The organism is Nocardioides sp. NPDC000445, assembly GCF_040300245.1.
GTDB lineage: Bacteria > Actinomycetota > Actinomycetes > Propionibacteriales > Nocardioidaceae > Nocardioides.
The window spans coordinates 111,177-133,962 of record NZ_JBEPDH010000004.1 but is presented as its reverse complement, the minus strand read 5'-3'; the positions used below and the strand labels follow the sequence as shown (position 1 = coordinate 133,962).

Genomic DNA, 22,786 nt, shown 5'->3' with positions numbered 1-22,786 from the left:
CCGAGCGTCAGTGGGACTCGAAGTCCTCGGGGGTGATCTCGTCGAGGAACTCGCGGAACTTCTCGATCTCGTCCTCCTGCTCCGCCGGGACGGCGAGCCCCGCCTCGTCGAGGACCTCGTCGGAGACCACGATCTTGGTCCCCGTACGCAGCGCCAGCGCGATCGAGTCCGACGGTCGCGCGCTCACCTCGACGCCCGAGGCGAAGACCAGGTTGGCGTAGAAGACGCGGTCGGTGACCGAGGTGATCTGCACCTCGGTGAGCTCGTTGCCGGTCGCCTCCAGCACGTCCTTGAGCAGGTCGTGGGTCAGCGGCCGCGGCGGGACCACGCCCTGCTGGGCGAAGGCGATCGCGGTCGCCTCCACCGCGCCGATCCAGATGGGCAGGTATCGCTCACCCGCCACCTCGCGCAACAGCACGATCGGCTGGTTGGAGGGCATCTCCACTCGGACTCCGAGCACATCGACCTCGCGCATGTCATCCACCCTACCCGTCTCCGGGTCGCGACAGCAGCCCGGTTGACCGCCGACATCCACCGAGTCAGCGGTCGCGGAGTCCAGACTTCACCAAGGTGGCGTGCAGACGGACTGCCAGGGAGGCGATCTCGCTGCCGATCTCCTCGGCCCGGCCCTGCGCTCCGGCGTTCCCGGGGCGCCGCAGCGGGGCCACGATCTGCTCGATGAGACCGACCTCGCGGTCGGCGGCGGCCTTCATACCGCGCAGGTGACGAGGCTCGATGCCGAACTCGGCCAGCTCCTTGGCGGTGCGCGCGATCGCGAGGGCATCGGTGTCGTAGTGACCGCTGCGCAGCGGCACCACCAGCGCCATCTTCTCCAGCTCGGTCAGCAGCGCGTCGTCGACCTCGGCCACCTTGAGGAGCTCGCGTCGCGAGATCCGCATGTTGTCCGTACGCCGGAACGACTCCGCGCCCGGCGCGCCGCTCGGCGTCAGGGCCACCGTCGGGACCGTGGGCACGGTCGGCTCGATCGCCGGCGGCTCGAGGCCCCGGTCGATCGCATCCAGGTGCTCACCGATGACCTTGAGCGGCAGGTAGTGGTCGCGCTGCATCCTCAGGACGTAGCGCAGCCGCTCGACATCGCGGCGGGAGAACTTGCGGTAGCCCGCGGGCGTGCGCTCCGGCTTGATCAGTCCCTTGTCCTCGAGAAAGCGGATCTTGGGGATCGTCACCGTGGGAAAGTCCGGACGCAGCTGATCCAGGACCTGCCCGATGTTGAGCCGCTCCCCCGAGTCGCTAGCCGGCCGTTGAGGGTCAGGCATCGCGGCGGCGGCCATCGGCTACGCCCCTTCGTGCCCGGCGTAGAAGACGAGCCGGAACTTGCCGACCTGGACCTCGTCGCCGTCCTTGAGGACGACCTTCTCGATCCGGTCGCGGTTGACGTAGGTGCCGTTGAGGCTGCCGACGTCGGAGACCTCGAAGGTGTCGCCGGTGCGCGCGAACTCCGCGTGGCGACGCGAGACGGTGACGTCGTCGAGGAAGATGTCGCTGTCCGGGTGACGACCCGCGACCACGGTGTCCTGGTCGAGCAGGAAGCGGCTTCCGGCACCGGGACCACGCTGCACGACGAGCATGCCGTTGCCCCGCGGCAGGGCCTCGACGGTGGCCGCCTCGACCGGGCTCAACACCCGGTCAGAGGTGTCGGCGTCAGCCCCGAGCTGAATCGTCGAGGTCTGGTCGGTCCCGGTCAGGCTTACGCCACACTGCGAGCAGAACCGCGCTTCGTCGGGGTTCTGGCTGCCGCAAGCGGGGCACACGGACATTTTTGAGCTCCAGGTTCATCGAGGGCCGGGCACCTACCCTCAAGTGAACGTTGAGGGATGGTATCCGCAACCTATCAGGTCGGCCCAGGTGTTCGGTTGGGCTGCGCCAATTCTTAGCGCACGGCCTTAGGCGTCGAGCGATGCCTCGTACGCCGCGGCGTCGAGGAGGCTCTCCAGCTCGGCAGGATCGGACGGAGTGACCTCGAACAGCCAGCCCCCGCCGTAGGGGTCGTCGTTGACCAGCTCGGGCGTGGCGTCGAGCGATCCGTTGATCGCGACGACCTCGCCGGAGATCGGCGCGTAGATGTCGCTGACCGACTTGGTCGACTCGAGCTCGCCGCAGCTCTCGCCCGACTTGATCGTGTCGCCGACGGCCGGCATCGACACGTAGACGATGTCGCCGAGGGCGTCCTGGGCGTAGTTGGTGATGCCGATCCGTACGGAGCCCTCGGTCTCGCCAGGGTTGCGCAGCCACTCGTGCTCGCTGGTGTACTTCAGGTCCTCGGGGTACACGGCCATCTCCTCATCAGGCGTACTGGTCTGGCTGCGGAAGATCGTCCCGCGAGCTGTTGTCGAAACCCTACTGCGAGCCACCGACGAAACGGTCAGCGGGACACGGTGTGAATCGACTCGATGTCGATCTTCTCCTCCGACTCCACCTTGACCTCCGCGCCCTGCTCCTCGAGCTGGTCCTGCGGGCCCTGGTAGAAGTCGATCGCGCCGGCCAGCGTGTCGGGCGGGCCGATCACCTGGAGGCGGTAGGGCGGGCTGATCAGCTCGCCGCCCACGTTGAGACCCGCGCCGGGCTGGCTGACCTCGATCGAGGATGACGCGACCAGGCGTACGGCCTCGCCGTCGGCCCCCTCGATCTCCATCGCCTCGGCACCGCTCGTACGCAGCTCCTCGATCAGGTCGAGAAGCGCGGTCAGCCGCAGCGGGTCGGCGCCCGGGTCGATCTCGATCGTGATGCCCGGACCGCTGACCGGCACCGTCCCGGCGATCACCCGGAGCGTGTCGACCTGCTCCTCGGCGCGCTGCAGCGCGGTCTGCTGCTGGAGGGTCTGGTCCTCCAGCTCGTCGCGGGTCGCCTCGAGCTCCTCGATCTGCTCCTGGGCCTTCTGCGTCGTGCCGGCCAGGCCGGAGAGGATGTCGATCAGCTCCTGCTCGCGCAGACCGGCGTACGTCGAGTCCTCGGTGTTCGTCTGGACCTGCACCACGGCGGCATAGCCGAGTACGCAGAGCAGGGCCGCCACGGCCACCTGGCCGCGCCGGAAGTGGGTGAGCGCGTCGAAGAGCCGCGCCCGTCCGACCAGCGGCGCCGGCTCCTTCTCGGGCTCTTCAGACTCATCCGCCTCATCAGGCTCGTCGGCCTTCTCCGTGTTCGGCGGCACCACGGCCTCATCGGGCCCATCGGTCTGTTCGGCCGGCTCGTCGACCGCCGTGTCCTCGACCTCGTCGGGCTCGGTGACCTCAGCGGGCTCGTCGCTCTTCTCGGCGTCCTCGGCGGCCGACTCCTCGGCCGCAGCCGACTCGACTGGCTCAGCGGGCTCGTCAAGCTCGACGAAGTCGACGGGCTCGACCGGCTCGACGTCGTCCGCCTCCTCGGCCACCGGCTCCTCGGCCACCGGCTCCTCGGCCACCGGCTCCTCGGCCACCGGCTCTTCGGCCACCGGCTCCGCAGGCTTGTCGACAGTCTCGTCGGACGTTGAATCATCGGACGAAGATTCAGCGGACTCAGCCTCGGCGGGAGCCTCCCTCTCCGACGGCTCCTCGACCTCGGCGGCGTCGGTCGTCTCGACGGACTCCGCGGGCGCCTGCTCAGCAGGCGGCGTACCTTCGTCCGAGGCCTCAGGCGTGGCGCCGTCGTCGGTCACAGGCTCGGCGACGGTCTCCTCCGGAGGCGTGGCGGGCTTCTTCGCCGGCGCCTTCTTCGCCGGGGTCCGCTTGGCCGCGGTCCGCTTCACCGGTGGCCTCCTCTTCCGGTCAGGCATGGAAGATGTGCCTCCGGATGGCTGCGACGTTGGTGAAGATGCGGATGCCGAGGACGACGATGACGCCGGTCGACAGCTGGCCACCGACGCCGAGACGGTCACCGAGGTAGACGATGCCGGCGGCGATCACGACGTTGCTGATGAAGGAGACGACGAAGACCTTGTCGTCGAAGATGCCGTCCATGAACGCGCGCAGCGCACCGAACACGGCGTCCAGTGCGGCGACGACGGCGATCGGCAGGTAAGGCGCCAGGCCGACAGGCACCTCGGGCTGGAAGAACAGTCCCAGCACGATGCCGATCACTAGGCCGATGACGGCGATCATTCTTCGCGGTCCCCTTCGCTGTTCTCTTCAGAGTCTTCGTCGGTGTTGTCGGTGGGCTTCTGGGTGCCCTTGTCCTTGGACTTGGCCCCGAGGTGGGTCAACTCCAGCAGATCAGCCGGCGCCGCGGGAAGGGTCAGTCGGTCGATGTTCTCGACGTCGTAGGGCATCCCGTAGTCCTGCGTCGTGGTGTGGATCATCGCGCCGGAGACCGTCTCGGCGAAGCGTGCGGCCAGCGTACGCGTGTCGCCGATGGCCGACACCTCATAGGGCGGCGAGAGCGAGACGTCGTTCATCCGAAGGGTGGCGCCGGAGGTGATCACGCCGCTGCGCGGGGTGACCCGCTGGCCGTCGACGGCGACGGCCGTCGCGCCCGCCTGCCACAGTCCGTTGACGATCACGGCGAGATCGTAGTCGCGGACGGTGCCGCCCTCGCTGCCGTCGGCGGCGTTGTCGATGGTGATCCTGATCCCCGAACCGGTCACCGGAGCGAAACCGGTCTCCTCCGCGGTCGACGCGGCGGACGAGGACGCCGACTCGGCCCGCAGCCCGAGCGAGTTGAGCGCCGCTTCGCTCCGCTGGTTGTCCTCCCGGAGGGCGGAGATCTGACGGTGAAGATCAGCGATCCGGTCCTGACGCTGCTCGATGCGGTCGACCAGCACCTGCCTGCTGGTCTGTCGGATGTCCTCGTTGCGCGAGGTCTGCACTGCGGCGGTCGTGGCCAGCAGCGCGAAGAGCCCGACGACCACCATCGCCCACAGGCCGGGCCGGCGACGCCGCGTCGGCTCCTCCCCCGTGGGCTCGCGCCGCTCGGCGGCGGCCATGTAGTCAGAGTCGATCGCCTGGTCGGTGATGCGGTCGAGCAGTGGCTTGGTGACGTAGGCCCGCAGGTCCTCGGAACCGGGGATCTGGTCAGGCACGGGTCGCCCCGCCCTTCTCCAGCGGTGGCGTGGTGGCCATCAGGCGACGCACCTCCTGGGCGTAGAGGACCAGGCTCCACCACAGCAGCAGGATCCCCCACAGCGCGAAGGCCCAGCCGAAGGCCTGCGCCACCTGGATGGGCAGGCTCGGCTCCAGGCCGAGGTCGAGGGTCTCGGGGATGTCGTGGCTGAGGTAGAGCAACGGGAAGGAGGCCAGCATGCAGAAGGCGGCCACCTTGCCGAGAAGATGGACGGGCAGCGTACGCACCCCACGGCTGCGCAGCGCCGGGATCATCGCCAGCAGGCCGACGAACCGCAGCGGCACCAGCAGCGCGATCGGCCACGGGATGACGTCGATCTGCCAGAGCGCGAGCGTCGCGGCCAGGACGAAGACGGTGTTGGCCACCACATCGAGGAGTTCGCCCGAGCGGCGGCGGCCCAGCTGCTTGCGGTTGAGCCAGCTGTCGAGCAGGTCGGTGACCACCGCGAGACCGAACGCGGACAGCGCGATCGTGTCGTCCTCGGCGATCATCACCGCCCACAGCACCACCGGCGCGTAGACGAGCCGCAGGATGCTGAGCAGCTTGCCGAGCACGGGCTGGTTGCGGTCGGCGGTGCCCCGCGGTCGCCGCATGTCCCGGCCATGTTGCAGGCGGGGATCACCGGATCGACGGTTGGGCATCTGCGGGCTCTCCTCTGTCACCAGACGCGGCACGAGCCAACCCTAGTCGGTAGCCGTTGAGTCGTCGGCGTGGGCGGCGTCGCGGATCTCGCCGACCAGCTCCTCGATGACATCCTCCAGCGTCGCCAGGCCGATGGTGCCGCCGTCCTCACGGACGACCCGGGCCATGTGGGCGCCGCGGCGCTGCAGCGTCTCGAGCGTCTCGTGGAGCGCGTCGTCGGGAGTCACCGTCGCGAACGGGCGGATCCACTTGTTCTGGACGGGCTGCCGGCGGCGTACGTCATCGGGCTCGAGCACGTCCTTGATGTGCAGGTAGCCGACCAGGTCGCCGCTCTCGCCGGCGACCGGGAACCGGCTGTAACCGGTCGAGGCGCACACCGCCTCGATGTCGGCGCCCGAGGCACCGCGCGGAACGATCGTCCAGTCGGAGATCGGGATGGTGACCTTGGCGACGGTCTTCTCGGTGAAGCCGAGCGCGCCGGCCAGTCGGCCGTACTCGTCCTCCTCCAGGAGCCCTTCGCCGCGGGACTCCTCGACCATGGCGGCCACCTCCGCGCGGGTGAACGCGGAGCTCACCTCGTCCTTGGGCTCGATGCCGAGCGCGCGGACGCAGACGTTGGCGGCGTAGTTGAAGGCGACGATGATCGGGCGCAGCACGTAGACGACCGCGTAGATCGCCGGGCCGAGGACGAGAGCGGCCTTGTCGGGGCCCGCGAGTGCGATGTTCTTCGGCACCATCTCGCCGACCACCACGTGCAGGTAGGTGACCACGAGCATCGCGATCACGAACGCCACCGGGTGGTGGAACGCCTCGGGCAGACCGATCAGGTCGAACCCGGGCTCGAGCAGGTGGGCCAGCGCCGGCTCGGTGATCGCCAGCAGCAGCACCGAGCAGACCGTGATGCCCAGCTGGGCACCGGCCATCATCAGGCTGATGTTCTCCATCGCCCGCAGGGTGATCCTGGCCATCTGCGAGCCGGCCTGGGCGGCGGGCTCGATCTGGCTGCGCCGCGCCGAGACCAGGGCGAACTCCGAGCCGACGAAGAAGGCGTTGGCGAGCAGCAGCACCAGGCCGAGCACGAGCCCCATGGTTGTGCTCATCAGCCGATCACCTGCATCGAGATCCGGTCGATCCTGCGCCCGTCCATGACCTCCACGGTCAACTTCACGTACCTCGCGTAGACGTCCTCATCGTCGGAGTCGGGCGGCGGGTTTCCGGGCACGGTCAGCTCGGCGCTGGCACCGGGCTCGGGGATGCGGCCCAGCAGGCTCAGCATCAGACCGGCGACGGTGTCGTAGTCCTCGCTCTCGGGCAGCGCGACTCCGGTGATGTCCTCGACCTCGTCGGGACGCAGCAGGCCCGACAGCGACCAGCCGCCGTCCCGGCGCAGCCGGGCGCGGGCGCTGAGCGGGTCGTGCTCGTCTGCGATATCGCCCACGATCTCCTCGATCACGTCCTCGAGGGTGACGATGCCGGCCTGGTCGCCGTACTCGTCGAGCACCACGGCCAGCTGGAACCCTTCGGCGCGCAGCAGCGCCATCAGCGGGTCCAGGCGCAGCGAGTCGGGCACGACCACCGGCGGCACCATCAGGTGCTTGACCTTCGCCGTGGGCCGCTCGTGCACCGGCAGCGCGACGGCAGCCTTGACGTGCACCGTGCCGACCACGGCCTCGTTGTCGTCGAGCACCGGGAAGCGGGAGTTGCCCGTACGCCGGGTGAGCTCGATCAGCGCCTCGGCGCGGTCGTTGTGGTCGAGGCTGTGGACGCGTACGCGCGGGGTCATGATCTCCCCCGCCGTGCGGGTGCCGAACTCGACCGAGCGCTCCATCAGCTCTGCGGTGTCGGCGTCGAGGGTGCCCTCGTGTGCGCTGCGCTGGATCAGCGAGGAGAGCTCGGCCGAGCTTCGCGCCGAACGCAGCTCCTCCTGCGGCTCCATGCCCAGGCGACGCACGATGGCGTTGGCGGTGCCGTTGAGCACCTTGATCGGACCGCGCATGAGCCGGGTGAAGGCCCGCATCGGTCCCTGGGTGACCCGCGCCGTCTCCAGGGGCAGGGCCAGCGCGAGGTTCTTGGGGACCAGCTCACCGAAGAGCATCGTCACGATCGTGGAGAGGATCAGCGCGATGGCCACCGCGATCCCGGCCACCGCACCCTCGGGCAGGCCGGTGGCGAGCAGCGGCGCGTCGATCAGCTCGGCGATCGCCGGCTCCGACATCCAGCCGATGCCGAGGTTGGTCACGGTGATGCCGACCTGAGCGCCGGAGAGGTTGCTGGAGAGCTCCTTCATCGCGCGTAGCACGCCCTGGGCGCCCTTGTCGCCCTGCTCGGCGGCCATCTCCACCTGGGCGTGGTCGACCGTGACCAGGGAGAACTCGGCGGCCACGAAGACACCACAGGCGGCAACCAGCAGCAGCGCCAGGAAGATGAACAGAACCTCGGTCATCACGCCAACCTCGACGGGTGCGGCCGCGAATCACTCAGCGGGCATGGATATTGGCCGGGTTGCGGTCCGTCCATCGGGGTTCAGATCGTCCTTAGCTGTTGGAAGTGCGGTCAGCCTACATGGCTGTGGTTGCGCCTTCTGCGTTGCTGTACCGGGCTCTCCGGGACGTGTCGCGTTCCGGACACAGTTGTCCAGAACGGGGCTGTGAACCTTGACACACCTCGCCCGTTCGTCAACTCTTACGCGGAATTAGCCGACGATTCACGAGCCGAGGGAGTCCCCTTGACCATGTCCTCAGCCTCACGACGTACTTTCCTGGCCGGTGCTGCCGGCGCCGCCGGTGCCGCGGCGTCCGGTCTGCTCGGCGGTCCGGCCGCAGCCACCTCGCCCCGCCGCGTACGACTGGTGCGGGAGGAGCACCGGGCGGTCGTCATCGGGTCCGGGTTCGGTGGTGGCGTGGCCGCGCTGCGGCTGGCCGAGGCCGGCGTACCGGTGACGGTGCTCGAGCGCGGCCGTCGCTGGCCGACCGGGCCCGACGCGCAGACCTTCCCGACGGTGCGCTCGCTCGACAAGCGGGTGCTGTTCCACACCACCGCCCCCGAGGCGCTCAAGCCACTCCAGAAGCTGCTCGGCACTCCCCTGAACTTCGGGCCGTACGTCGGTCTGCTCGAGCCCGTCCTCGGCCAGAACATGCTGGCCATGTGCGCGGCCGGTGTCGGCGGTGGCTCGCTGGTCTACCAGGGCATGACGCTGCAGCCGTCCGCAGAGGTCTTCAACACCTGGTTCCCGAACGAGCTCGACTACGAGCTGATGGACCGGGTGCACTACCCACGCGTGGCCAAGATGCTCGGCGCCGCAACCGCGCCCGACGAGCTGATCGCCTCGGACAACTACCGGGTCTCGCGTACGTTCGGCGAGCGGGTCGAGGCCGCCGGCTATGACCTGCAGAAGATCCCGATGCCGATCGACTGGTCCTACGCGCTCGCGGAACTGCGCGGCGAGATGGCTCCCTCCTACACCAACGGAGACTGCGCCCTCGGTGTCAACAACGGCGGCAAGCACTCCGTCGACGTCACCTACATCGAGCAGGCCGAGGCCACCGGCCTGGTGCACGTCGCCACTCGCCACAACGTGACGAGCGTGGCCCGTGCCACCGACGGTCGCTGGGAGGTCCATGTCGACCGCACCAACGACGCCGGCGACGTCGTGGAGCAGAAGATCCTGACCACCCGCGCACTGGTGATGGCGGCCGGCTCGCTCAACACCAGCAAGCTCCTGGTCCGCGCCGCGGCGACCGACACCATCCCGGACCTTCCCGAGAAGCTCGGCCGGGGCTGGGGCACCAACGGCGACCGGATCTACATGTGGCGCCCCTTCGACGAGAACCTCACCGGTACGCAGGGTGGTCCCGTCGTCTACCAGAGCCAGGACTGGTCCGACCCGACCACGGCCAACACCGTCATCCAGGCATCGTTGCCACCGCTCCCCCTCGGCCTCGACCTGGGCGCCACGATGTTGGTCGGCTTCGGCGTCAGCGCCGATCGCGGCAGCTTCCGCTACAGCTCGCTGACCGACTCGGTGACCCTCCGCTTCCCCTTCGGCGGCGACTCGGCGAGCTATCGCGCCATCCACGAGCGGGTCTCGAAGATCAGCGGCGGCCTCGGTGCCCTGATCGACACCAACACCATCGTCAACAGCACCTGGCACCCGCTCGGCGGCGCCAACATGGGCACCGTCTGCGATCTCGACGGCCGGGTACAGGGCCAGGACGGCCTCTACGTCCTCGACGGAGCGCTCGTCCCCGGCACCACGGGAGCGTGCAACCCGTCGATGACCATCGCCGCCGTCGCCGAGCGAGCGATGGACAACATCGTCACCAAGGACGTCGGGACGGTCATCTGACGGGTGACGCCTGGAGCCATTTCGGGCCCACCAGGATCTTGCAATGCAAAATTCTGCAGATTTTGCCGAAAGGGGGTGACAACCCCTTAGGTGATGCGGCAACATTGTTCTTGCCCCGCTGGTGACCCGAGACGCCAGCGGGGCTCTTACGTTTTCGCCCGACGTCACGCCAGCTTCCGCACGACCTCGTCGAGGGTGGCCCGGAGCCTGACGCTGTAGAGGTCATTCTCCGGCAGGCGTGCGTCGCAGAAGGCGGCCAGGTCGGGTCCGGTGACCTCGAGGACCGGACGTCCGGCGGCGGCCTCGGTCTCGAACAGGTCGAGGATCTCGCGCAGGATCTCGACGATGTCCATGCCGTCGCCGGCGGTGAAGCGCCACATGTAGCTCTTCATCTCGCCATAGACGGTGCGGTAGTCCGCGGGCAGTGCGGCGGCGCGGGCTTCCATCCGCTTCCAGTCCTTCTTGTCACCTACGAGGCGGCTGAGGATGTTGTTCATGGTGGTGCTCCCTTTGGGTCGGTTCGGTGTGGTTCAGGCCCTGTTTGGGGCCGTGGAAGAAGCGTGCAGCCCTGACGTAGCGTCAAGGTCAAGCACCGATCCGAAGAAAGTTCTCGGAGGCCCACGAGCCTCAGGCCGCAAGCGTGTGGTCGCGAACCAGGTCACGCAGCCTGTGTTCTGCTGGCGACAGTCGCGGTGGTGGGTCTGGTGCCCAGGTGTCGGGTGGTGGGCTGATGTAGGTGTGCCCGGTGGGTGTGGTGGTGATGATGCTGCCGTCGGGTCCTGGTCTGGCCAGCCAGCCGAGGGCTTCCTTGGCCTGGTTGCACCTCTCGCACAGCCCTTGCAGGTTCTCGGATCTCGTTTCGCCGCCGTCGGCATGGCGTTCGACGTGGTCGATGTTCCGGATCGGGGCATCGCACCCGTTGGTGCGGCAGATCCCACCATCACGGGTCGTGATGAACTCGGCCAGCCCGTCGGGGGCTTTGCGTGAGCGGGACTCCATCGCCACCAACTGCCCGGCGGGGTCGGTGAACAACCGGCGCACGAACACCTCGGCGTCGGCGAGTGTCTCGCGGGCCCAGGCGGCCGGGACGGGCCCGTAGCCCTCGACCATGGCCGGCTGGTCGGCGTCGCCGGTGAGGGAGTCGGCGGTCATCACGATCTTGACCTCGATCCGCGGCTTGCCGCCAATCTCGGCGCGGCCGGTGATCCGGTCGACCAGGGTGTCGGCCATGACCTGACCCCTAGTGCGCTCATCACCTGAGGCCGCAGCAGCCTTGGCCGCTTCGTCGAGTGCGGCGAAGACGGCGACGCCGTCCTTGACCGGGAGCAGGGCGCCGAGCCAGGTCATCGTGTCCGGTGCCGGCCGCAGGCTGACGCGGCGGTCTTTGGCGGCGTTGGCGGCCCGGGCGACGACGGAGGCCTGGTCGAGGGTGATGGCGAGCTTCTTGGCGGCGTTCTCGAGCTGCCGCAACCCCATCACCGCAGCCTTGGCAGGTCCCCCGCCAGGGCCAGTGGCGCACAGTTCCTGGTCGATGACCTTGCGGTCCTCGAGGGAGAGGCAGGCGGTTTCGCGGGCCAGGATGGTGGCCTGCCATTGCGAGAACCGACCCGCCTTCATCAACGCGAACGTGTGCGGCATCTCCGCAGTCAGAACCTTGGCCAGCCCCAGCAGCTTGGCGCCCTTCTCGGGCGAGACCCGCCGCGCCAACGCAACCTGCGAAGCGACACCCTCACCGAGTTTGCGGGCGGGCACCCCGGCCGCGGCCTGGCGTGCCCGGACCGCTTCATCCAGGCGTACCGCCGCTTCGGCTTGGACGGCCTCGGCGGCGCACTTAATCTCTTCGAGACGCGCGATCCAGTCGACCAGCTCAGCCTCGGACGCACCCGCAGGCGGCCCAGCGAGGAGGCGGTCGATGGTCTCGTACATAGGCCTCATTATATGCGCGCGAGCACCATGGTGCGACTTATTTAAGCAGGTCAGACCGGTGTTACGCGGTCAGCGAACAAGGACCGTGAACTCCGCGCCACTCTCTCGCCGCCGCCCCGTTATAGGCGAAATCCTTCTCGATCGGGTGCCGAGTCAAGGACCGCGAAGCGGCCGGCGAAGCCGGCGCCCGAAGGGCGTCCTTGACGCGGCGCACGATCGAGAAACACTCAAAGCAAGGGTCGGCGGCGAACCCCTGAAACGAAACACAGTCCCATAAGCGAGCTCTCCCGCGGAAGAACCGTGTTGGTCTCGACACGCCTCCGCCTAGCGGCTCCGGCGGCTCGACCAGCGGAGCAAGCCGGCTCGACCAGCGGCCGAAACTTCAGCGCCCGACGGCGTACCCCTGCGCACCCCGAGCATTAGCAGCAGCAGAAAGCGTCCCGCTCTCCGGATCCCGAGTAACCGCAGAAAGCCGCCCGAGAGACCAGTCGCCACTCAGCTCAACAGCGTGCCCCCGGGCCCGCAGCCCCTCGATGACCGAAGCCCCGAGCCGGTCCTCGAGGACCGCACCCGCAGGAGTCCACGTACGCGGCCAGAAGGAACCAGGAAACGATGTCGAGTGGAGGGCGGGGGCGTCGATGGCCTCCTGAGGCGAATAGCCGCCGACGAGAGTGCGCAGCAGATAGAGCAGCTGCCACTGATCCTGCTGGTCACCGCCAGGTGAGCCGACAGCGGTGACGGCCCGCCCCTCGCGGAGGACGAGAGTCGGAGTGAGAGTCGTGCGCGGCCGGCGGCCCGGGGTGAGCGTGGACGGCAGGCCCGGCTCGAGCCAGGTCATCTGCAGCCGGGTGCCGAGACAGAAGCCGAGCTCGGGGATCGTGGGCGAGGACTGCAGCCACCCGCCCGAGGGGGTGACCGCGATCATGTTGCCCCAGCGGTCGGCGACGTCGATGTGGCAGGTGTCGCCGCGGGTCTCGCCATCGCGCGAGACGGTCGGCTCCCCGACCCCGGAAGCGGCAACGGCGGGGTCGTAGGTCTCGCGCAGCGGCGGGAAGGCCTTCGCGCCGAGCCCGGGCCTGACCTCGGCCGAGGCGACATCGGTGATGAGGGGCCGGCGGGTCGCTGCGTACTCCTGGGAGAGGAGGGTCTCGATCACGGCCGGATCGGAGCCGTCGCCATAGTGGGCGTCGCGGTCGGCGAAGGCGAGCTTGGTCGCCTCCAGGATCGTGTGCGCGCCGTCGGGGTTGCTGGGGTCGAGCAGCGCATCGTCGAGCGGCTCGAGCAGGTTGAGGGTCTGCAGCAGCACCGGCCCCTGCGTCCACGGCCCGGCCTTCGCGATGGTGTGGCCCCGGAACTCCGTCGTCACCGGTGTCTCGTACGCAGCCGAGAACCCGGCCATGTCGGCCGCCGTGATCACACCGGAATGATCGGTTCCGGAGGAGTGGCGGTGCGGGGTGCGTACGAACCGTTCGATCGCCTCGGCGACGAAGCCGCTCCCCCAGGCGGCACGCGCCGCGTCGATGCGCTCCTCGCGGGTCGCGGCGCCGTCACCGGCGGCTACGAGACGGTCGAGCACGGCGGCGTAGGCCTCGTTGCGGACCATCGTGTCCGGCTCCGGCAGCTCGCCGTCGACGAGCCAGTGGACGGCCGAGGTGGGCCAGTGATCGCGGAACAGGTCGGCCACGGCGGCGATCGTGGAGACCGCCCGACCGAGGATCGGGTGGCCGTTGCGGGCGTAGTCGATGGCGTAGGCGAGCACCTCGCCCAGCTCCCAGGTGCCGTGGTCGCGCAGCAGCATCAGCCACGCCTCGACCGCGCCCGGAACGGCGGCGGCCAGCGCGCCCGAGCCCGGGACCAGCTCGAGCCCCTCGGCCCGCATGTGCTCCACCGAAGCCCCCGCCGGCGCCGGCCCCTGGCCCATCAGGACCGTCGGCGCGCCGTCGGCAGCAGCGAAGATCCCGACCAGGTCGCCGCCCGGCCCGTTGAGGTGGGGTTCGACCACGTGGAGGACGAACCCACCCGCGACCACCGCGTCGAAGGCGTTGCCGCCGCGCTCGAGCACCGCCTGGGCGGCACCGCTGGCCAGCCAGTGGGTCGAGCCGACCATGCCGAACCTCCCCAGCAGGTCGGGACGGGTCTTGAACGCGGCCGGAGGAGTGTAGGAGGAAGGCACGCCCCTCAGGCTACGAGCGCGCGTCGCGCATCCCGTCGGCGGCCCAGAGCCGGGATAGGGTCGCCCCATGAGTGCGCCAGCGGTCCGGGGCCGCCTGCAATGGTCATTGGTCGTGCCGATCCTCGCTCTGGTGGTGCTGATCTTCGCGTGGCTCCGTCACGACCACTGGACGATCCTGGCCGTGGTCGCGGCGGTGCTGATCGGCGCAGTGCTGAGCGCGGTCCACCACGCCGAGGTGGTCGCCCACAAGGTCGGGGAGCCGTTCGGCTCGCTGATCCTCGCGATCGCGGTGACCGTGATCGAGGTCGGCCTGATCGTGATGCTGATGACCAGCGGCGGCGACAGCACCAGCACATACGCCCGTGACACCGTCTTCGCCGCGGTGATGATCACCCTCAACGGCATCGTCGGGCTCTCGCTCATGGTCGGCGCCCTCAAGCACGGGCTGGTCAGCTTCAACGCCGCCGGCACCGGGTCGGCGGTCGCCACCGTCATCGCCCTGGCCGGTCTCACCCTGGTGCTGCCGAGGTTCACGACGTCGGCGCAGGGCCCGCAGTACTCGACGTCGCAGCTCGTCTTCGCCGCCATCGCCTCGCTGGCGCTCTACGTCGCCTTCCTCTTCACCCAGACGGTCCGCCACCGCGACTTCTTCCTCCCCGTCACCAGCGACGAGCACGGCCGGATGACCGGCCTGGTCGACCTCGACAAGGACGGCCACGCCGACCCGCCCTCGGCGGGCGAGGCCGCCCTCAGCCTGGCCCTCCTCCTGGTCTCCCTCATCACCGTGGTCGGCCTGGCGAAGGTCCTCTCCCCCACGATCGAGAGCACCGTCAAGAGCCTCGGGTTCCCTTACGCGGTCGTGGGCGTCGTGATCGCCCTCCTCGTCCTCGCTCCCGAGTCGATCGCCGCGGTCCGCAACGCCTCTCGGGACCGGGTCCAGACGAGCCTCAACCTCGCCTACGGCTCAGCGATGGCGTCGATCGGACTCACCATCCCCGCCCTCGCCGTCGCGATGATCTGGCTCACCGGTCCCCTCGAGCTCGGCCTCGAGCCGACCCAGATCGTGCTGCTGGTCATCTCGGTCTTCGTCACCGGGCTCACCGTGGTCCAGGGCCGCGTCTACGCCCTGCAGGGTTTCGTCCACCTGGTGCTGCTGGCCGCGTTCCTGTTCCTCTCGATGCAGCCCTAGCCGGTCATCGCGCCGGAACCTCGTCGAGGCCGACCTCCAGCTTCGGGAACGAGTGGCCCTCGGCGTCCTTGAGCACGGTGTACTGCACCTCGACGTGCGGCTCGATGGCGCTGTGCTTGTCGTTGGGGGCGCCGATGATGAGCTGGAAACCGAGACCTCGCCAGGCGCCGATGGCGCGGCCGGTGAAGCGGGCGTCGGCCTTGATCAGCGCCTCGTCGAGGAAGACCGGCGCGTAGCGCGGGCGCTCCGCGCCGGCGTCACCGAGCTGGTAGCGCAGCGCCGCGCCAACGATGAAGGCGACCAGCTCCTGCGACTCGCCGCCGGACTTCTCGCCGATGTGGTCGTAGAGGGCGACGTGCTCACCGGTGTCGGCGGTGACCTTCTCGGCGCTGACCCGGACGTGGTTGCGTACGTCGATCAGGTCGGCGAAGTCGGGGGCCGTGCGGCGCATGCGGTCGATGAGCCGGGACATCCGGGTGTAGGCCTGCTCCCGGGTCTCGTTGGACGACGCCTTCTCGATCAGGTCGCGCACGGCGCGGAGCTCCTTGCGGAAGCGGCCACGCACCGCCGACTGGCCCTCCTGGGTGTCGATCCGGAGGCGGTGGCCGTCGTCGTTGAAGGGCAGCTCGGCGAGGATCTGGTTGATCGGGTCGATCCGGTCCCGGATCTCACGCACGGCCCGCGACAGCGTCGAGTCGAGGTTGGTCAGGTCGTTGCCCGACAGCTTGAGCAGCGAGTCGCGCCACTCGACCTCGAGCTCGTGCAGGCCACTGGTCTGCAGCTCGTCGAGGAGACGGTCGAAGTCGGCGTAGGAGGCATCGGGGTCGGTGTGGAGGTTGGGGTTGGGCCAACGCTCGAGGAACGCCTCGAACGTCTGCCGCAGCTGGACGCGGGCGGCCCCGATCGTCTCCTGTGCGGCGGCGCGGTCGGTCTCGAGGCTCTCGCCCGCCCGGGCGAAGACGGCATCGAGCTCGGCGAGCGCGTCCTCGCGCCGGCCGGCCTCCTCGCCGCCGGCCGCCTTGAAGAGCTGCTCGAGATAGTCGGCTTGGGCCGGCGCGACATCGGTGCCCGAGGCGGCCGCGTCCTCCAGCGCGTCCTTGGCCCGGTCGACCTGCTCGACGACGTCGCTCCACCGCACGTCGAGCTCCTTGACGGTGCTCTTGGCGGCCCCGATCCCCTCGCGCAGCGAGTCGACCTTGGCGCGGGCGCTCTTCAGCCGCGCCTGCAGCGTGGCGATCTCCGGGTTGTCGGCGGTGACCTCCTCGATCACCGCGGCCCACCGGTCCCGCTCGGCCTCGGCCCCGGCGGTTTCGACCTGGTCCCAGGTGAGCGCGGTGACCGCCTTGAAGGACGTACGCCGCAGGTCGAGGTCCTTGATGGCTCGCTCGGCCTCGGCGACCGCCATGCTCGCCGTCTCCGCGTCCTTGCGCGCCGTCTCGAGGAGCTCAGTGAGCTCGGTGACGCGCCGGGTGTTGGTGAAGCCGAGCACGTTGCCGGCCCCGTGACCACCGTGGGCCCCGCGGGTCCCCTGTGAGACCTGGCCGGTCACCGTCAGCGCCATCCGGTGCTGACCGAGCAGCGCGGGCGTCTGCACGCAGACGTAGCCGTGTCGCTCCGTCAGCCGCTGCTTGAGCCAGCCGGTGAACACACCCCGGCGGTAGTCGAGGCGTCCCGGAAGAGTGCCCTCGTCGAGAGGGTGCACGCCGTCCTTCATGCCGGTGCGGACGGCCTCGTAGCGGATCCGGGTGCGCTGCCGTACGGACTCGATCGCGGCCCGGAAAGCGCCCACATGAGCGGCGTCGACGAGCATCGTGGTGGCGAACCCGCCCAGGGCCAGGTTGAACGCCTCGCGCCAGGCCTCGTGCTCGGTGCGTACCTCGACGAGCTCACCGACGAACGGCATCTCCGCCGGGCTCAGCCCGGCCGCCTCCGCGAGCACCGCGCGGGCCGCGCGCAACGGCTCGGGGATGTTGCTCTTGGTCTTCTCGGCATCGGCGAGCTCGTTCTCGAGCCGACCGACCAGGCCGGTCGCGTCGGCCTCGGCCGAGCGGGCGGCGGCGTAGGCGTTGAGGGCGGTGGTGCGGGCATCGTCGTCGACCAGCGCCTCCTGCGCGGTCGCCTGGAGGGCCTCGAACTCGTCCGGAGTCGTGGCCACGGCACCGAGGACGGCGAGCTCCTTGTCGAGCGTCTCGCGGGCGCGGCGTACGTTGTCGACCCGGGTCTCGGCGGACCTGATCTCGCGGGTGGCCTCCTCGAGGCGCCGGCCCCCGGAGGCGGCGACGGTGACCGCGAGGCCGTCGCGCTCGGACTCGGCGGCGTCGATCAGCGCCTGCTTCTCGGCGACCGTCTTCTCCGCGGCGCTCTTGCGGGAGCTCAGGTCCGACTCCAGCTCGCTGAGCAGGTCGACCCGCTTGCCGGCCCGCCAGAGCCCGGCGGGGGTGGTCTCGTCACCGAAGGCGCCGATCCCGTCGATCACCTCCAGCCTGGCGGCGGCGTCCTCGATCGCCGCCCGGTGCTCGCGGATCGGCGTCAGCGCGCGCACCTGCTGCTGCGCGGTGACCATCCGGTCGCGGGTCGCGGAGAGCTCGTCGAAGTGGGCGACGACGCCGTCGGCGGTCGCGAGGGTCTCGGGCTCCTCGAGGACCATCTTCTTGTAGAGGTCGTCGACCGTGGTGATCTGCTGCCCCGCCTGGATCCTTCCCAGCAGGTTGACGGCCTTCTCGCCGTCGCCCGCGGCACCGATCCCGAGCGCGGAGTGGATCCGAGCGGTGAAGTCGCGGTCGGTGTCGATCGGAGTGAGCCCGACCTCGGCGACCGAGGTGCGCGTGAACCGGTGGGCCGCGACCGGCTCCAGATCGCGTACGTCGAAGCCCGCCTCGGCCACGGCACGGAGCTTAGTCACGTCGTCGAGGTTCTTGGCGGACGCGGGGACGTACCAGGCACGGACCGCGGTGAAGCGGGCCCCGGTCTGGTCCTCCCAGGTCATCGCAATCGCCGACCAGGTGTCGCGGCCGTCGCCGCGAAGCACCCGGATCTTGGTGCCGTCGGCGGTCTTCGCCTCGTCGATCTTGCCGCGCGCGTAGGAGAGGATGTTGCGCTGGTCCTGCCCGCGCGGACGGCCGACCACACCACCGTTGGAGGCACCGTTGAAGGGCGTGGTGTGGGGCATGATCAGCGCGATGTAGGCGTCCATCAGCGTCGACTTGCCCGACCCGGATCCTCCGGACAGCAGCGTCGCGGTCGGTGAGAAGCGCACCCGGTGGGCGCCGTCGTAGCCGCCCCAGTTGACCAGCTGCAGCTCGCGCGCGACCCACTGCCGGCCGTTCGAGCGGGCGGGGATGAGGCCGAAGAGGCTGTCGATCATGTTCATTCTTCGATCTCCTCGTCGTCATCCTCGCTGGTCGAGCCGCCAGAGCCGCTAGGCGGAGGCGTGTCGAGACCAACACGGTCCTCCTCGGCGCTCGATTCGACTGTGTTGGTCTCGACACGCTCGCTGGCGCGAGGGTCTGAACGAAGTGGCCCTCGACCGGCGGGCTGCTCCTTCAGCCACGCCTTGAGCTCGGCGAGCTTCTCGACGCTCAGCACGATCTCGACGAGCGGGGTGATCCGGTAGCGGTCCTCGGACTCCTCCTCGATCAGCCCCTCGCGGGCGAGCCGGTCGACGGCCCGGCGGATCTCGCGGCGGGCGGCGGCGTCGCCGCTGGCGACGTCGAAGTAGGTGAGCACGGTCTGCTCCAGCTCGTCGGCGTCCACCCGCGCGGAGTTCTCCCCCGCGCCCCGCTCGCGCTGGAAGACGGTGCGGAGATGGACCAGCACGAGCGTCTCGGCCCGGGAGTAGGCGTCGTCCTTGAGGAGCACCGGCACGTCGAGCTCCTCGGAGCGCACCTGTCGCTTGTAGGCGATGCCGCGGTCGTGGTCGACGACGAGCCGGATGAACAGGTCGTGGAGCCGGGACTCGATCACCGCCTGGTGGTCGAGCAACGTACGCCACTGCCGCGGGTTCTTCTCGGCCGTGATGAACCGGCGGCGCAGCAGCTGGACCAGCACTCGGCGGATGTCGGCGTCGAGGACACCGCGGTCGCCGACGAAGAGCTCGGTCGGGTCGTCCTCCATCGAGACGGGCTCGATGAAGCCTTCCGGCTCGCTGCCGTAGGCCACGGTCTCCGCCTCATCCTCAACCTCAACTTGAGGGTTAGCCTCAGCCTCGGCCGGTGTCACCGTCTCGCTCAACGCCCATCCCCTTCGTCATCTGCCGTCATCACTGCGCTGAGCCTCACTCCGCCGAACGCGAACCGTCGCCGCACCCCGTCGGCCCGGACCGCCTCGATCGTGGAGATCTCCCCCGTCTCGGCCATCCCGCGGCGATGCGCGATCTCGAGCAGTCCGAGCAGGTCGACCGGGCGCCGGATCTCCTCCGGCGCGGCCGCGAAGACCTCGGCCAGGTCGACCGGCTCGTCCGCCCCGTGGGCCGCGAGATAGTCGTCCAGGTGGGCCTCGATCGCCCGGTAGCCCGGCCCGCCCCAGGCCTTGGTGTCCTCGACGGCGCTCTCCACGTCGCCCCAGTCGGCGAGCGGCGCCGGTGGCTCGGGCGGTCGCAGCTCGCTGACCGACTGGCGCAGGTGACCGAGGTCGGCGACCGGCAGCCGGCGCAGCGGCTCGACGGACTCGGCCGGCCGTGAGGACGGCATCCACGCCTGGAAGCCGACCATCACATCGCGCAGCAGGTCGTCGACCTGCCGGTCGCGGGCCGGGTCGTGCGTACGCACCTGGGTGGTGATCACATGAGAGGCGGTCTGCTGGGCGGCCAGCACCTCGGCCACGCCCGTCTCGATCCTGCGCCCGACCGCAGCCAGCTCGGCCCGCTCGGTCGGACCCATCGCCTTCGTGAACTGGTGGCGCAGGACCGTGTGCAGGTTGGTGGCCAGGTCGTCGAGGCGGCGCGGGTCACCGATCATCCGCAGCGCACCGGCGAACGCCTTGCCTTCCGGCGTAGAGGCCATCACGTCCTTGCCGCGCTGCAGGTACTCGCGCAGGACCTCGCCCGCCGGGCGTACGTCCTGGCGCAGGTCGGTCACCACGTCACGCTGCATCGCCCGGATCGACTCGACCACCCGCGCGAAGTCGGCCGGAAGCTCACGGGTCAGATGGAGGATGTTCTCGGCCTGCTCCAGCAGGGTGTCGTCGTCGACGGTGTCGACGACGCCCGTGCGGTCCAGGCGGGCGATCTCGGCGCGCCGCTCGGCGATCTCCTCGGTCAGCCGCGCCACCCGGGTCAGCACGTCGGGGTCGGCATCCAGGGCGAGCCGCTCGACCGCCTCCAGCAGCGTCCTGACCCGCGACTCGGAGACCCGGGCCCGCGACCCGCTCGCCCGGCCCGCGATCTCGAGAGCGCCCACCGCATGCGCGGAGAGCCGGTAGACCTCGTCCTCGCCCTCGATCTGGCGCAGCAGCCACCCGGCGCGCACCCACTGGCGGCACAGCTCGCGCGCCGTGCCGACCGGCAGCATCACCTCGCCACCCTCGCCCTCGGCGTGGCCGGTCGCCCGGAGCCGGTCCAGCATGTCGCCGATCTCGGCGTGCGCGTCCACCACCGGCACGGCAGCCCGCTCGGAGGTGAAGGTCACCGAGAGCACCGCCACCACGAACGGCGCGAACCGGCCGTGCAGGAGGTCGAGCATCGGGTTCTTGAAGGCGGCCAGAGCCCCGGCGTACGCCGCCTCGACGCGAGTGTCACTCATCGGCAGATACCGTACGTGGCAGCACCGACAACACCACAACCTTCATCACACGCGCGGACGCGCCGAGAATTCGGTTGCCGCCTACCGCATAGTTATCCCATGCGGGTTCGTCCTTTTCCTGTCGTTGTGGCCGTGGTGGCCCTGATCGCACTCTCCGGCTGCGCCGGGAACTCAGAGAGCCCGGAGTCCGCCGCGAAGGGCGAGTCGGCCAGCGCCTCGCCGTCGGCGAAGCCTCTCGCCGCCACGATCGCCCCCGCCGACGGCGCCAAGGACGTACCCGTCGACAGCGTCGTGACGGTGACGGCGACCTCGGGTGAGTTCACGAGCGTGAAGGTCGCCAAGCCCGACGGACGCACGGTGCCCGGCTCGCTCTCCGAAGACAAGAAGACGTGGACCGCCAACGACCTGCTCGACCCCGCCCTGCGCTACACGGTCACCGCCACCGGTGAGACCGGCACCGTGAAGAGCAGCTTCACCACCCGCTCGCTCTCCCTGGCCCAGCAGACCTTCGCCACGATCGTCCCCGTCGACAAGTCCGAGGTCGGCGTCGGGATGCCGGTCGCGGTCTACTTCGACATCCCGGTCAAGGACCACGCCTCCTTCGAGAAGCGCATGCACGTCACCTCCACCCCAGCCCAGACCGGGTCCTGGTACTGGGTCTCCGACACCGAGGCTCGCTACCGTCCACAGAAGTACTGGAAGCCCGGCACCACCATCAAGGTCGACCTCGACATCAACGGCGCCTCCGCCGGCGGCGACGTCTACGGCCAGCACAGCCGCACCGCCACCTACAAGGTCGGTGACGCGCACGTCTTCAAGGTCAACGCGCGTACGCACCAGATGAAGGTCTTCAGCAACGGCAAGCTGCTGCGTACGATCCCGATCACCACCGGCAAGCCCGGCTTCACCACGCGCTCGGGGATCAAGGTCATCTCCGAGAAGCACCGCGTCAAGGAGATGCGCTCGGAGACGATCGGCATCTCCGACCAGAGCTCCAGCGACTACTACTCCCTCGACGACGTCGAGTACGCCATGCGGATCAGCAACTCCGGCGAGTTCATCCACGCCGCGCCGTGGTCGACCGGCTCCCAGGGCTACGCCAACGTCTCCCACGGCTGTACCGGCCTGTCGACCGCCAACGCCGCCTGGCTCTACGGCCTGGCCCGCATCGGCGACATCGTCGACACCACCGGCACCGACCGGAAGATGGAGTGGGACAACGGGTTCGGCGACTGGAACCTGTCCTGGGCCGAGTACCAGAAGGGCTCCGCACTCTAGCCCGCGGCGACCAGACCGTTGCGGCAGCCGAGCATCATCTGCCGGTGGTTCCAGGTCAGCACCGGCCGCAGCAGCATCGAGGCCAGTCCAAGGAGGCCGTCGACGACGACCTCCTGCTCGAACACCATCCGGCTCCCGCCCGGCGCCGGCGTGAGCGTCCACCGCGCGAACCCGTCCAAGTCGCCGCCGAGCCCGACCTCGAGCGTCGGCAGGTCGCGGCTGACCGCGTGCAGCACGATCTCCAGGTCGTACGGCAGGGTCGAGCGGCACACCAGCAGGGCATCGTCCTCGCCCAGCTTCGCCACCGCCCGCACCTGCGGCCACCACTCGGGATAGCGCTCCAGGTCGACCAGTACGTCTCGCACCGCCTCGGTCGACATCGGCAGCTCCCAGGTCTCTGCGAAGACATAGTGCGCGGACATGAGCCCAGTCTGCCGCGTACC

20 protein-coding genes are annotated in these 22,786 nt (G+C 69.6%); 3 read left to right on the top strand and 17 right to left on the bottom strand.

The window, feature by feature from the left end:
* Positions 1-7 precede the first annotated feature (7 nt).
* The 10 genes from ABT304_RS07040 to ABT304_RS06995 form a co-directional block, all read right to left on the bottom strand.
* Positions 8-475 carry a bifunctional nuclease family protein gene (locus ABT304_RS07040; RefSeq protein WP_091042032.1) on the bottom strand — a complete coding sequence of 156 codons (468 nt, stop codon included), beginning with the start codon at positions 473-475 and terminating at the stop codon, positions 8-10.
* A gap of 64 nt (positions 476-539) precedes the next feature.
* Positions 540-1,292: a transcriptional regulator FtsR gene (gene ftsR / locus ABT304_RS07035; RefSeq protein WP_350713951.1), complete on the bottom strand. Its 753-nt coding sequence runs from the start codon at positions 1,290-1,292 to the stop codon at positions 540-542.
* A 3-nt stretch (positions 1,293-1,295) separates the two neighbouring features.
* The gene (locus tag ABT304_RS07030) at positions 1,296-1,778 is read right to left on the bottom strand and encodes an FHA domain-containing protein (RefSeq protein WP_160023650.1); all 483 of its coding nucleotides are present in this window, start codon (positions 1,776-1,778) and stop codon (positions 1,296-1,298) included.
* 126 nt (positions 1,779-1,904) lie between these two features.
* A complete protein-coding gene (gene gcvH / locus ABT304_RS07025) occupies positions 1,905-2,291 on the bottom strand; it encodes a glycine cleavage system protein GcvH (RefSeq protein WP_350713950.1) in 387 nt (128 codons plus the stop codon).
* Positions 2,292-2,383: 92 nt separating this feature from the next.
* Positions 2,384-3,742 carry a DUF881 domain-containing protein gene (locus tag ABT304_RS07020; RefSeq protein ID WP_350713948.1) on the bottom strand — a complete coding sequence of 453 codons (1,359 nt, stop codon included), beginning with the start codon at positions 3,740-3,742 and terminating at the stop codon, positions 2,384-2,386.
* 19 nt (positions 3,743-3,761) lie between these two features.
* On the bottom strand, positions 3,762-4,094 hold the full coding sequence (locus tag ABT304_RS07015; protein WP_008359542.1) for a small basic family protein: 333 nt from the start codon (positions 4,092-4,094) through the stop codon (positions 3,762-3,764).
* Positions 4,091-5,011 carry a DUF881 domain-containing protein gene (locus ABT304_RS07010; RefSeq protein ID WP_350713947.1) on the bottom strand — a complete coding sequence of 307 codons (921 nt, stop codon included), beginning with the start codon at positions 5,009-5,011 and terminating at the stop codon, positions 4,091-4,093. The genes ABT304_RS07015 and ABT304_RS07010 overlap by 4 nt, the downstream gene beginning before the upstream one ends.
* On the bottom strand, positions 5,004-5,645 hold the full coding sequence (locus ABT304_RS07005) for a CDP-alcohol phosphatidyltransferase family protein (RefSeq protein ID WP_350713945.1): 642 nt from the start codon (positions 5,643-5,645) through the stop codon (positions 5,004-5,006). The genes ABT304_RS07010 and ABT304_RS07005 overlap by 8 nt, the downstream gene beginning before the upstream one ends.
* Before the next feature lie 90 nt (positions 5,646-5,735).
* Positions 5,736-6,794: a hemolysin family protein gene (locus ABT304_RS07000; protein WP_350713943.1), complete on the bottom strand. Its 1,059-nt coding sequence runs from the start codon at positions 6,792-6,794 to the stop codon at positions 5,736-5,738.
* Positions 6,794-8,137: a hemolysin family protein gene (locus tag ABT304_RS06995; RefSeq protein WP_350713941.1), complete on the bottom strand. Its 1,344-nt coding sequence runs from the start codon at positions 8,135-8,137 to the stop codon at positions 6,794-6,796. Before ABT304_RS06995 ends, ABT304_RS07000 begins: the two co-directional genes overlap by 1 nt.
* Positions 8,138-8,425: 288 nt before the next feature.
* On the opposite strand from ABT304_RS06995, the gene ABT304_RS06990 reads away from it, so the two are divergent.
* Positions 8,426-10,039 (top strand): GMC oxidoreductase, encoded by a 1,614-nt coding sequence (locus ABT304_RS06990; RefSeq protein WP_350714244.1) that lies wholly within the window; start codon positions 8,426-8,428, stop codon positions 10,037-10,039.
* A 164-nt stretch (positions 10,040-10,203) separates the two neighbouring features.
* Here ABT304_RS06990 and ABT304_RS06985 read toward each other — a convergent pair whose 3' ends face one another.
* From ABT304_RS06985 to ABT304_RS06975, 3 genes are all read right to left on the bottom strand, one after another.
* Positions 10,204-10,536 (bottom strand): DUF1048 domain-containing protein, encoded by a 333-nt coding sequence (locus tag ABT304_RS06985; RefSeq protein WP_350713940.1) that lies wholly within the window; start codon positions 10,534-10,536, stop codon positions 10,204-10,206.
* Between the two features lie 130 nt (positions 10,537-10,666).
* Complete coding sequence (locus tag ABT304_RS06980; protein WP_350713938.1) at positions 10,667-11,965, bottom strand: HNH endonuclease; 1,299 nt, start codon at positions 11,963-11,965, stop codon at positions 10,667-10,669.
* A gap of 382 nt (positions 11,966-12,347) precedes the next feature.
* Entirely contained in the window at positions 12,348-14,138 is a 1,791-nt protein-coding gene (locus tag ABT304_RS06975; RefSeq protein WP_502890298.1) for a gamma-glutamyltransferase family protein, read from the bottom strand.
* Positions 14,139-14,205: 67 nt separating this feature from the next.
* Between ABT304_RS06975 and ABT304_RS06970 the strand changes: the two genes are divergently transcribed.
* On the top strand, positions 14,206-15,327 hold the full coding sequence (locus ABT304_RS06970; protein WP_350713937.1) for a calcium:cation antiporter: 1,122 nt from the start codon (positions 14,206-14,208) through the stop codon (positions 15,325-15,327).
* Positions 15,328-15,331: 4 nt separating this feature from the next.
* Here ABT304_RS06970 and ABT304_RS06965 read toward each other — a convergent pair whose 3' ends face one another.
* The 3 genes from ABT304_RS06965 to ABT304_RS06955 all read right to left on the bottom strand — a co-directional run bounded on the left by ABT304_RS06965 (position 15,332) and on the right by ABT304_RS06955 (position 21,065).
* Positions 15,332-18,697, bottom strand: a complete 3,366-nt coding sequence (locus tag ABT304_RS06965; RefSeq protein WP_350713935.1) for an ATP-binding protein — start codon at positions 18,695-18,697, stop codon at positions 15,332-15,334.
* On the bottom strand, positions 18,694-19,485 hold the full coding sequence (locus tag ABT304_RS06960) for a DUF4194 domain-containing protein (RefSeq protein ID WP_350713934.1): 792 nt from the start codon (positions 19,483-19,485) through the stop codon (positions 18,694-18,696). The genes ABT304_RS06965 and ABT304_RS06960 overlap by 4 nt, the downstream gene beginning before the upstream one ends.
* 68 nt (positions 19,486-19,553) lie before the next feature.
* Positions 19,554-21,065 carry a DUF3375 domain-containing protein gene (locus ABT304_RS06955; RefSeq protein ID WP_350713932.1) on the bottom strand — a complete coding sequence of 504 codons (1,512 nt, stop codon included), beginning with the start codon at positions 21,063-21,065 and terminating at the stop codon, positions 19,554-19,556.
* Between the two features lie 99 nt (positions 21,066-21,164).
* Between ABT304_RS06955 and ABT304_RS06950 the strand changes: the two genes are divergently transcribed.
* Positions 21,165-22,343 carry a L,D-transpeptidase gene (locus tag ABT304_RS06950; RefSeq protein WP_350713930.1) on the top strand — a complete coding sequence of 393 codons (1,179 nt, stop codon included), beginning with the start codon at positions 21,165-21,167 and terminating at the stop codon, positions 22,341-22,343.
* Here the strand turns inward: ABT304_RS06950 and ABT304_RS06945 are convergent.
* Positions 22,340-22,765 carry an SRPBCC family protein gene (locus tag ABT304_RS06945; RefSeq protein ID WP_350713929.1) on the bottom strand — a complete coding sequence of 142 codons (426 nt, stop codon included), beginning with the start codon at positions 22,763-22,765 and terminating at the stop codon, positions 22,340-22,342. The two genes, ABT304_RS06950 and ABT304_RS06945, sit on opposite strands and share 4 nt — an antisense overlap.
* Positions 22,766-22,786: the final 21 nt, after the last annotated feature.

Excerpts from the sequence above, each read along its gene's own strand:
- ABT304_RS07040 (WP_091042032.1), bottom strand. The coding sequence starts at position 475 with ATGCGCGAGGTCGATGTGCTCGGAGTCCGAGTGGAGATGCCCTCCAAC.
- ftsR (WP_350713951.1), bottom strand. The coding sequence starts at position 1,292 with ATGGCCGCCGCCGCGATGCCTGACCCTCAACGGCCGGCTAGCGACTCG.
- ABT304_RS07030 (WP_160023650.1), bottom strand. The coding sequence starts at position 1,778 with ATGTCCGTGTGCCCCGCTTGCGGCAGCCAGAACCCCGACGAAGCGCGG.
- ABT304_RS07015 (WP_008359542.1), bottom strand. The coding sequence starts at position 4,094 with ATGATCGCCGTCATCGGCCTAGTGATCGGCATCGTGCTGGGACTGTTC.
- ABT304_RS07005 (WP_350713945.1), bottom strand. The coding sequence starts at position 5,645 with ATGCGGCGACCGCGGGGCACCGCCGACCGCAACCAGCCCGTGCTCGGC.
- ABT304_RS07000 (WP_350713943.1), bottom strand. The coding sequence starts at position 6,794 with ATGAGCACAACCATGGGGCTCGTGCTCGGCCTGGTGCTGCTGCTCGCC.
- ABT304_RS06995 (WP_350713941.1), bottom strand. The coding sequence starts at position 8,137 with ATGACCGAGGTTCTGTTCATCTTCCTGGCGCTGCTGCTGGTTGCCGCC.
- ABT304_RS06990 (WP_350714244.1), top strand. The coding sequence starts at position 8,426 with ATGTCCTCAGCCTCACGACGTACTTTCCTGGCCGGTGCTGCCGGCGCC.
- ABT304_RS06985 (WP_350713940.1), bottom strand. The coding sequence starts at position 10,536 with ATGAACAACATCCTCAGCCGCCTCGTAGGTGACAAGAAGGACTGGAAG.
- ABT304_RS06980 (WP_350713938.1), bottom strand. The coding sequence starts at position 11,965 with ATGTACGAGACCATCGACCGCCTCCTCGCTGGGCCGCCTGCGGGTGCG.
- ABT304_RS06970 (WP_350713937.1), top strand. The coding sequence starts at position 14,206 with ATGAGTGCGCCAGCGGTCCGGGGCCGCCTGCAATGGTCATTGGTCGTG.
- ABT304_RS06965 (WP_350713935.1), bottom strand. The coding sequence starts at position 18,697 with ATGAACATGATCGACAGCCTCTTCGGCCTCATCCCCGCCCGCTCGAAC.
- ABT304_RS06955 (WP_350713932.1), bottom strand. The coding sequence starts at position 21,065 with ATGAGTGACACTCGCGTCGAGGCGGCGTACGCCGGGGCTCTGGCCGCC.
- ABT304_RS06950 (WP_350713930.1), top strand. The coding sequence starts at position 21,165 with ATGCGGGTTCGTCCTTTTCCTGTCGTTGTGGCCGTGGTGGCCCTGATC.
- ABT304_RS06945 (WP_350713929.1), bottom strand. The coding sequence starts at position 22,765 with ATGTCCGCGCACTATGTCTTCGCAGAGACCTGGGAGCTGCCGATGTCG.